General features: G+C 71.1%; 8 protein-coding genes. 3 read left to right on the forward strand and 5 right to left on the reverse strand.

Features of this window, described 5'->3' with window-relative positions; all coding sequences use genetic code 11:
* The coding region (locus tag AC36XV_RS08445; protein WP_492203246.1) for a phytoene/squalene synthase family protein at nucleotides 1-723 on the reverse strand (723 nt) is incomplete at its 3' end.
* 14 nt (nucleotides 724-737) lie between these two features.
* The gene (locus AC36XV_RS08450) at nucleotides 738-2294 is read right to left on the reverse strand and encodes a phytoene desaturase (RefSeq protein ID WP_492203247.1); all 1557 of its coding nucleotides are present in this window, start codon (nucleotides 2292-2294) and stop codon (nucleotides 738-740) included.
* 188 nt (nucleotides 2295-2482) lie between these two features.
* Here AC36XV_RS08450 and AC36XV_RS08455 point away from each other — a divergent pair, with 188 nt between their 5' ends.
* From AC36XV_RS08455 to AC36XV_RS08465, 3 genes are read left to right on the forward strand one after another with little or no spacing between them, the layout of a single operon-like run.
* Nucleotides 2483-3271 carry a hypothetical protein gene (locus tag AC36XV_RS08455; protein WP_492203248.1) on the forward strand — a complete coding sequence of 263 codons (789 nt, stop codon included), beginning with the start codon at nucleotides 2483-2485 and terminating at the stop codon, nucleotides 3269-3271.
* Nucleotides 3272-3290: 19 nt separating this feature from the next.
* Nucleotides 3291-4454 carry a lycopene cyclase family protein gene (locus AC36XV_RS08460; RefSeq protein WP_492203249.1) on the forward strand — a complete coding sequence of 388 codons (1164 nt, stop codon included), beginning with the start codon at nucleotides 3291-3293 and terminating at the stop codon, nucleotides 4452-4454.
* Nucleotides 4454-5476, forward strand: a complete 1023-nt coding sequence (locus AC36XV_RS08465) for a DUF5914 domain-containing protein (protein WP_492203250.1) — start codon at nucleotides 4454-4456, stop codon at nucleotides 5474-5476. The genes AC36XV_RS08460 and AC36XV_RS08465 overlap by 1 nt, the downstream gene beginning before the upstream one ends.
* A gap of 37 nt (nucleotides 5477-5513) precedes the next feature.
* On the opposite strand, the gene AC36XV_RS08470 is transcribed toward AC36XV_RS08465, so the two are convergent.
* The 3 genes from AC36XV_RS08470 to AC36XV_RS08480 all read right to left on the reverse strand — a co-directional run.
* Nucleotides 5514-7040, reverse strand: a complete 1527-nt coding sequence (locus AC36XV_RS08470) for an FAD-dependent oxidoreductase (protein WP_492203251.1) — start codon at nucleotides 7038-7040, stop codon at nucleotides 5514-5516.
* Nucleotides 7037-7744, reverse strand: coding sequence for a class I SAM-dependent methyltransferase (locus AC36XV_RS08475; RefSeq protein ID WP_492203252.1), 708 nt, complete (start codon nucleotides 7742-7744; stop codon nucleotides 7037-7039). Before AC36XV_RS08475 ends, AC36XV_RS08470 begins: the two co-directional genes overlap by 4 nt.
* Nucleotides 7745-7769: 25 nt before the next feature.
* Nucleotides 7770-8370, reverse strand: a 601-nt coding sequence (locus tag AC36XV_RS08480) for a hypothetical protein (RefSeq protein WP_492203253.1), incomplete at its 5' end; no start/stop codon positions are given.

Consider the following 8370-nt stretch of genomic DNA (forward strand, 5'->3'; position numbering starts at 1 on the left):
CGCTGCCCGAATGGCCGGACGGCAGGGGGCCGGGAGCCGCCGGATTCCGGGCCATGCGGCGGCGTACAGCGCATCCGCGTCTTCGAGCAGGGATCGGACGACGTCTCGCACCGCCGGGGAAGGCTCCGGGGCCGCGAGCCAGGAATCGACCTCCACGCCGGCCTGCTCCAGGGCCTCGATCGGCAGGTACACCCGGCCGGACCGTGCGTCCTCTCCCACATCCCGGGCGATGTTGGTGAGCTGCATCGCCACCCCGAGCCGGCACGCCGCCGTCAGGGTCGCGGCGTCGCGCCGTTCCATCACCAGCGTCATCATGGCCCCGACCGTGGAGCCCACCCGCACGCAGTAGTCGAACACCTGCGGCCGCGACGCGAAGCGCCGATCCGCCACGTCCCACGTGAACCCTTCCACCATGGCGTCCGGCAGCTCTCGCGGAATCCGCTTGCGGAAGACGGTCTCGCCGAAGGCCCGCTCGACGGGCCCGTCGGCCCGGCCGGTGTACAGTCGCTCGAGGCCCGCCCGTACCCCTTCCAGGGCGCCGGCGGGGTCGTCGGACCGATCCACCGCGTGATCGGCCACCCGGCACCACGCGTATACGGCCCCGGCATCCGCGCGCACGCCGCGAGGCAGAAGGAGCGAAGCCGCGTGGAAGCTCTTCGACCCTTCGCGGAGCAGTCTCCGCGCGACCCGGCCGTCGTCCGCGCTTCGCCTCCCGTCGCTCATCCCGGGCTCATCGGTCAACGGCCGGCCCCGATCGGCGCCGGGGGGCTCGCGCTCCGCGGGGCCGGGACCACCTGGTCGAGCACCCGGGCCGAGGACAGGACACCGGGGACGCCGGCGCCCGGGTGTGTTCCGGCACCCACCAGGTACAGACCGTCGACGTCCTCGCTCCGGTTGTGCGGACGGAACCAGGCGCTCTGCCGCAGGATGGGCTCGAAGCTGAACGCGGCCCCACGGAAGGCCAGCAGCTCGTCGCGGAAGTCGAGCGGCGTCATCACGCGGGACGTCACGATTGCCTCGCCGAGGCCTGGCAGCACGGTCTCCTCGAGGTGGCGCTCGATCGCCTGGCGGTAGGGCTCGGCGCGTTCCTCCCAGTCGACGTCAGCTTCCAGGTTGGGGACGGGTGAGAGGACGTAGAAGCCGTCCATCCCCTCGGGCGCCAGCCCGGGGTCGGTGGCGGTCGGGCGGTGCAGATAAAGGCTGAAGTCCGGGGCCAGACGGGCTCCGAAGATGTCGTCCAGCAAACCCTTGTACCGCGGGCCGAGGAGGATCGAGTGATGCGCCACGTCCGGGTACGGCCGCCGCGTGCCGAAATACCATACGAACAGTCCCATGGAGTACCGGGACTTCTCCACCTTCCGATCGGTCCACCGGCGGCGCGCCGCCTCCGGGACGAGGTGCCGGTAGGTCCACGCGGAGTCGGCGTTCGAAACGACCACCTCCGCCGCGATCTCTTCTCCGCCGGCCAGCCGCACGCCGCGGACCCGGCCGCCGACCACCAGGATTTCCTCGACGTCCGCGTTCAGCCGCAGCTCCCCGCCGAGTCCGTCGACCAGGCCGAGCAGCCCGCGCACCAGGGCCCCGGTGCCGCCGATCGGGAAATGGACACCCCACTCGCGCTCCAGGTAGGCGATCAGCGTGTAGATCGAGGTCGTGGCGAAGGGGTTTCCGCCCACCAGCAGCGGGTGAAAGCTCAGCACCTGCCTAAGCTTCGGGTGCTTGATGAACTTCGCCACGAGGCGGTAGACGGTGAGGTGGCTCTGCAGTCGCACCATGTCCGGCACGATGCGAATCATGTCCCACGCCGAGTCGAAGGGGACGTGTCCCAGGCGGGTGAAGCCGGTCGCGAAGATCCGCTCGCTCATGCGCAGAAAGCGCTCGTAGCCCGCCTCGTCTTCCGGCGAGAAGCGTCGGATCTCCTGTCGCATCAGCTCCGGGTCGCCCGAGTAGTCGAACACGTCGCCGTCATCGAACCGGATGCGGTAGAACGGGTGAACCGGCCTCAGGTCGACATCGTCCGGGAGACGTCGGCCACACAACTCCCAGAGCTCCTCGAACAGGAAGGGAGCCGTGATCACGGTCGGGCCGGCGTCGAAGGTGAATCCGTCCTGCTCGAACACCCGGGCCCGGCCTCCAGGCTGGTCCAGTCGCTCGAGGATCGTCACCCGGTAGCCGCGAGCTCCGAGGCGTACGGCCGCGGCCAGCCCGCCGAATCCGGAGCCGATCACCACGGCGTGGTCCCGCTCGTCTCGTCTCGTATCCAGGGTTCCTCCCTCGTCTTCCGTATGCTCCACTCCATGCCCCGGCAGCAGGCCCCGTGGCGCCGCGCAATGTAGCGCGGGCCCCGGCGCCTCCAAACCCCGGCTCGAGCCACCTTCGAAACGTTGCACCGGCGCGCGGGCCGACGTAGCGTCGCCCGGAGCCCGACGCACCCGGCGCGGGCCCGCCGATCGAGGAGCCCGGACCCGCACGGAGCTGAGTCATGACGCGCGTCGTACCCCGAACCCTGGCCCGCATTCTGGCCATCGCGACGGCCGTCCCCCTTGCGGCCCCGGGGCTCGGGGCACAGGAGCCTCAGACGGCATTGGAGCCCGGGCTCTACGCCAGCCGCCAGTACGTCTCCACGCGGGCCCTGACGCGTCCCTCCAACCGGTACCTCCGCGTCCGCACCACGGGACTTCTCCTGCACCGCGTGCGCCTCGAGGGCGAGGAGCCAGTGGTGGACTCGCGCTACTGTTCGGTGGAACAGGAGCCGCTCGGCCGCGTCCGGACCACGCTCGGGCCGGCCTTCGTGGCGGCCATGCCCGAGTGGACGATGCCCCTCCAGATCGGAGCGGACGCGGACGGACAGACGACGGTGCGGATCCCGGATCACATCATGGTGCTCGGAGCCGACCTCGATGACCCCTGGGACGAACCGCTTCCCGAAGACGAGGACGACCCGCGCGTCACGGACCCGGACGGTGACGGGCACCCCGGGGTGAGCGTGAGCGTCGAGGGGCTGGTGAGCGGACAGGTGTATCTCGTTCAGCGGCTCGTGCGGGGACTCAGCGGCACCCTGGAGCCGGATGGCCGCATGACGGGCCAGGTGACGGGCGCCGGCGACCAGCACGTCATCGGGGCCTCCAGCGCGATCCTCCGCACCTTCACGCCTCAGTTCGAGCACAATCCGGACCCGGAGCGCAACGTGTTCGTGTGGGTCCCGGTTCCGGCAGGAACGACCTGCGCGGACGTGCTGACGGACCGTGAACGCTGGTTCGGGGAGGACTGAGCCCCTGGACGCGGATGTCGTGATCGTCGGCGCGGGGTGCGCGGGCCTCAGCCTCGCGGTTCACTTCCTGGACGCAGGAAGCGCGGAGCTCGAGGTCCTTCTCGTGGACCGGCGAGAGGCACACGTCCGCGACCGCACCTGGTGCTACTGGTCGGGTCCCGGTCACCCTTTCGAGGCCGCCGCCCGCCACTCGTGGCGCCGCTGGAGGGTGATCACGGATTCCGGGGCGGTGGAGCGCGGCTCGCGGTCGGTGGCCTACCGGTGCATCCCGGCGGACGCCTTTTACGACCAGGCACTCGAGCGAATCGAATCCGCGCCGAACGTGCGACTGATGCGGGGAATCGAGGTGGAAGGCCTCCGGGAGGTGAAGGGCGGCGTCGAGGTGCGGACCGGGGAGGGCATCGTGCGCACCCGGAGGGTGTTCGACGGGCGCCCTCCCGGACCGCGGCCGGCCCCGGAGGGCGAGATCGACTGGCTGCAGCACTTCGTCGGCCTCGAGATCGAGACGGAAGCCCCGTCCTTCGACCCATCCGTGGCCACCCTGATGGACTTCCGCGTCATGGATGGCCCGGAGATCCGGTTCATGTACGTTCTTCCGCTCTCGGAGACGAAGGCCCTCGTCGAAGACACCTACTTCGGCGGGGAGCCGCGGGGGGAGGAAGAGTACCTGCATTCGATCCGGAGGTACGTGGCGGACGTGCTCGGGGTGGATGTGTGGACCGAGCGGCACCGCGAGCGGGGAGCCATCCCGATGAGCACCCTCCCCCCGCCCCGTCCGACGAGCCGTCGGGTGACGAACATCGGTACGCGAGCCGGGCTCGCCCGACCGGCCACCGGGTACGCCTTCATGGCGATTCAGCAGCAGGCGCGACGGATCGCCGCCCACGTGGCCCGGCACGGGCCGGACGTGCCGATTCCGGCCGTGCGTCCATATCCGCGGGCCACGGCGTTTCTCGACCGGGTGTTCCTGGCCTACCTTGACCGGGTTCCCGAGGCCGCGCCCCGGTTCTTTCTCCGCATGTTCGAGGCGGTGGAGCCAGACCGCATGGCCCGTTTCCTGTTCGACGGCGGCACGGCCGCCGACCGGATCGCCCTCATGCGATCGCTGCCCGCCGCTCCTTTGGTCGGGCAGGCGATTCGGGAGCTCGGTCCGGCGCTGAGAGACGCCACCCGGAGACCCTGATGCCGAAGCTGAAGACCGTGGGCCACCCGTTGTCGCCTCTCCCCGCCGAGCTGCCGCCCGAGCTGCGCGGGCCCGACTGGGTACAGGCGAATCCGCATCGCATCGAGCGCGAGCTCAGGGCCGCGCTCGCCCTTCCATCCGGCGGCTGGTACGTCCTCGACGCGAGCCGCTCGATCGGGAGCGTCCCGTGCGTCTACTGGGTCGAGGGTCGGGAGCTCGTGGCCTGGCGGGCCGAGAGCGAGCTTCGGGTGGCCCCGAACGCCTGCCCGCACATGGGAGCCTCCCTGGCGGAGGGTCCGGTACGAGACGGACGCCTCGTCTGTCCGTGGCACGGCCTCGAGCTGGGCACCGAGAGGCACGGGGCCTGGTGCCCCCTTCCGGCCCACGACGACGGGGTGCTGTGCTGGGTCCGGCTCGACGCCGGAGTCGGCCGCGGGGCCGATGCGAATGCTCCCGCCCACGACCCACCGACCCCCCGACCGATCGTGTCTCCCCGGCCGGCCGAGTTCATCGACTCGGTGATGCGGATGGAGGCGGACTGCGAGCCCCGGGACGTGATCGCCAACCGGCTCGACCCGTGGCACGGGGTCTACTACCACCCGCACACGTTCAAGCGCCTGAAGGTGATCGGAGTGGAGAACGGTCGTCTCCTTGTGAGGGTCGTGTACGGGATGACGGACCGCCTTGGAATCGAGGTCGACGCCACCTTTCACTGCCCGGACCCCCGGACGATCACCATGACGATCGTGGGCGGCGAAGGCGCCGGGTCCGTGGTCGAGACCCACGCCACCCCCCTCCGCCGGGGCCGATCGGCGATCATCGAGGCCACGCTGGCCACTTCCGAGCGGCCGGGCTTCCGGAGGGCGATCGGGGCCGCCTGGATGATCCGCCCCTTCATCCTTCGGGCGCAGAGGAAGCTGTGGCGGGAGGATGCGGCGTACGCCGAACGTCGCTACGCCCTCCGGTCGGGAACGGTGCCCGCGGCCGGAAAGGCGCTCGACGAGAGCAGCGGCGGGCGCTGAACCGGTCCGGGGGGTCGGTCCGCGGCGTCCCTCGACCTCACCGGCCGCGGACGAGAGGGCCGGTCCGGGGGATCGTCCACAGGGGCTCCGGGCGGACGTCCCACCGGGCCAGGAGCCGGTTCGCGGCCAGGAAGCCGGATGCGGTCGCCCTCTCCATGAGGGCGGTGGGAAACGGAAGCCGCACGAAATCGCCGGCCAGCGCCACACCCTCCGCCGGCGTCTCCACGCCCGGTCGCGACGCGTGCCCCCCGGGTGGGAAGGCCGGGCAGTCCCGGTCGATCCGAAAGTGCTCGTGCAGCACCTTGGCATCGCGGGTCTCCGGGTAGAGGTCTTCCAGTCCGTCCTTCATGGCCTCCCGGATCTCCACCTCCGTCGCACTCTCGGGGACGGCGTACGCGTGCAGCTCGACCACCGAGCCTCCCCTTCTCTCGGCCCAGCGCCGACTCTCCTCCTCGAAGGTCTCGTACACGGAGATGTTGTCCAGCAGCGGGTACCCCGCCGTGCCGACGAACGGATGACGGTCGGGCCGGACGGGACGATCCAGCCACAGGCGCCACACCGCGAACGGCAGGGTGAGCCGGAGGTCGGCTACGCCCTCTCGCCAGCGTTCGCTCCCCAGATCGGGCGAGGCCGCCACGATCGACTGCAGGCCCGGCACGGTCGGCGCGAGCACCACGAGGTCGGCGGTCTCCTCCCCGCCGGCCGTCGGAGCGTCCCCCGTGGCGCCGAGCGTCGCGGCCCACACGCCATCGCCTGCCGGCCGGAGCCCGGTCACATCCGCCCCGAGACGGAACCGCGCCCCCAGTCCCTCCAGGTAGGACCGCAGCGGGGACCACAGCGATGCCTCGAACTCGTCGTCCAGCACATCGAACACGAGGCCTTCGGGGTTCGCCATGAAGTAGAAGTGAAACATCATCAGCAGATCGGCTGCCGACATGTCCTCTTCCGGGTTGAAGAACGAGTGCGAGAACACGTCGAACAGCATCCGGCGCGCCTCGGCCGGAAAGCGAAGCGAGTCCAGGTACCGGCGGGCGGTCGTGCGGTCGTGGCGCTCGTACGTCCGATCCGGGTCGAAGCGGAGCATCTCGAGAGCCGCCAGCCCGTTCACCCTCAGGAGGTCGCGCACTCGGAAGGTGTCCGCCCGCCGCACCAGCGCCGCCACGTTCCAGGGCGGCCGGGTCGGAAGGTCCTCGAACGACTGGACGGCCCCGCCCGGGGCGTACACCGGATAATCGTTCAGCCGCACGAGGCGCCGAAGCTCCGGGTCCACGCGACGGAGCAGCTCGCGGAGGTTGTAGTACTGCCGGAAGAAGGCGTGGAATCCGCGTTCCATGCGAAGCGTCGAGCCGTCCGGCAGCGTCTCGGTCCAGGTGCGCAGCCGACCGCCGAGAGACGCCTCGCGCTCCACCACGGTCACACGCACCCCCCGTTCGGCGAGCACGCAGGCGGCAGCGATCCCGGCCAGCCCGCCGCCTACCACCAGCGCGGTCGAGCCGTCCGGCGCCCGGTCACGGCTCCCGCCCTCCTGCGGCCACGGGCGCCGGCCGTCCCCGACCCGGCTCATGCGAGGCGCTCCGGCCGCCGCGCCAGAAACGAGTGCACGATCCCCCGCTGCCATCCGTCCATCGGCTCCGTCCGTATCTCCACGTAGCCGGCTCGTCGAAGGCGCTCCTCGAACGCCCCCACGCCGTCGAACTCCAGAACGCTTCGTCGCAGGTAGCGATAGATCCGCGTGGTTCCCGAAGTGAGCAGTCCCCCCGGGATGATCAACCCGAGGGACACCGCGTTCCAGATGGCCCTCGCGGTCCGCGAGTCGGCCACCGAGTACTCGTGGAAGCACGCCCACCCGCCCGGCCTGAGCAGCTCGAGCAGGCGGGCCAGGCACAGGTCCGGATCGCACATGTTACGGATCCCGTAGGCCATCAGGATCGCGTCGAACGGGCCCTCGAGGCCAGACGCAGCCGGGTCCATGGCATCGGCGCGCATCCACCGGATCCGGTCGTCCCGCAGTCGGCGCTTCGCCTCCGCCAGCATTCCCGGCGACGCGTCCGCGGCCGTGATGCGGGATTCGGGGTGCGCCTCGAGCAGGGCCCGCGTCGAGGCGCCCGTGCCGCAGCAAAGGTCAAGAACCCTGTCGTCCGGACGGGTCTCGAGGCGCTCGGCGCTCAGCCGCAGGTGCCGCCGGTATCCCGGGTTCAGTCCGGTGAGAAGCTCGTAGCTCCGGGCGACCCGGTCGAACTCCGCCGGAACGTCCGCCTTCGTCAGCACCAGCCGCTCCAGCCGTGCGGCATGCTCAATGCTCGAGCCCCGCCACCCGGTACCGGCCATTCCCGGCGTCCCATTCCAGGTAGACGCGGGCCGGTCGGCCGGCCTCGCCGTCCGGTCGCCGCACCGTGACCTCGAGGAGGGCGATGGAGTCTGGGGCCCTTACGCTCCCCTCGGCCGGGCCTCCTCTCGCCGACCCGGCGCCCTCACCCGGCTCGATCCGGAGCACCTGACCGACGCCCTCCCGTGCCGGCGCGACACCCATCCAGCGACGGCCCAGGGCGTCGTGTCGGAACGTCCATTCATACGTGATGCCCTCCGCCGCCCATGCACCGTCCCGGATGCCATAGTCCTCGAAGGCGAGGTCGAACCCCGGGTGCGGCGCCGGCCGCGCCTCCGGGGCCTCGACGGGCGACACCCGGCCGTACCAGTACTCCACGATCCGGTCCCTTCTGTACATCAGCATCTTCGCCAGCGTGTCGGCCGCGAACTCGGTCGGAAGCTCACCCGCCGCCACCGCCGCCCGCACCTGGTCGTCGGTGAAGGAGCCCACCAGCTTGGCGCCCCAGTAGCCGTCCCGGGTCGTCCGGTTCACGAACGCCGGATTCGGCCAGTTGGCCTTCCAGCCG

This window comes from Candidatus Benthicola sp., assembly GCF_058719085.1.

Coding starts and splice junctions, on each gene's coding strand:
- AC36XV_RS08470 (WP_492203251.1), bottom strand. CDS start 7,040: ATGAGCCGGGTCGGGGACGGCCGGCGCCCGTGGCCGCAGGAGGGCGGG.
- AC36XV_RS08455 (WP_492203248.1), top strand. CDS start 2,483: ATGACGCGCGTCGTACCCCGAACCCTGGCCCGCATTCTGGCCATCGCG.
- AC36XV_RS08465 (WP_492203250.1), top strand. CDS start 4,454: ATGCCGAAGCTGAAGACCGTGGGCCACCCGTTGTCGCCTCTCCCCGCC.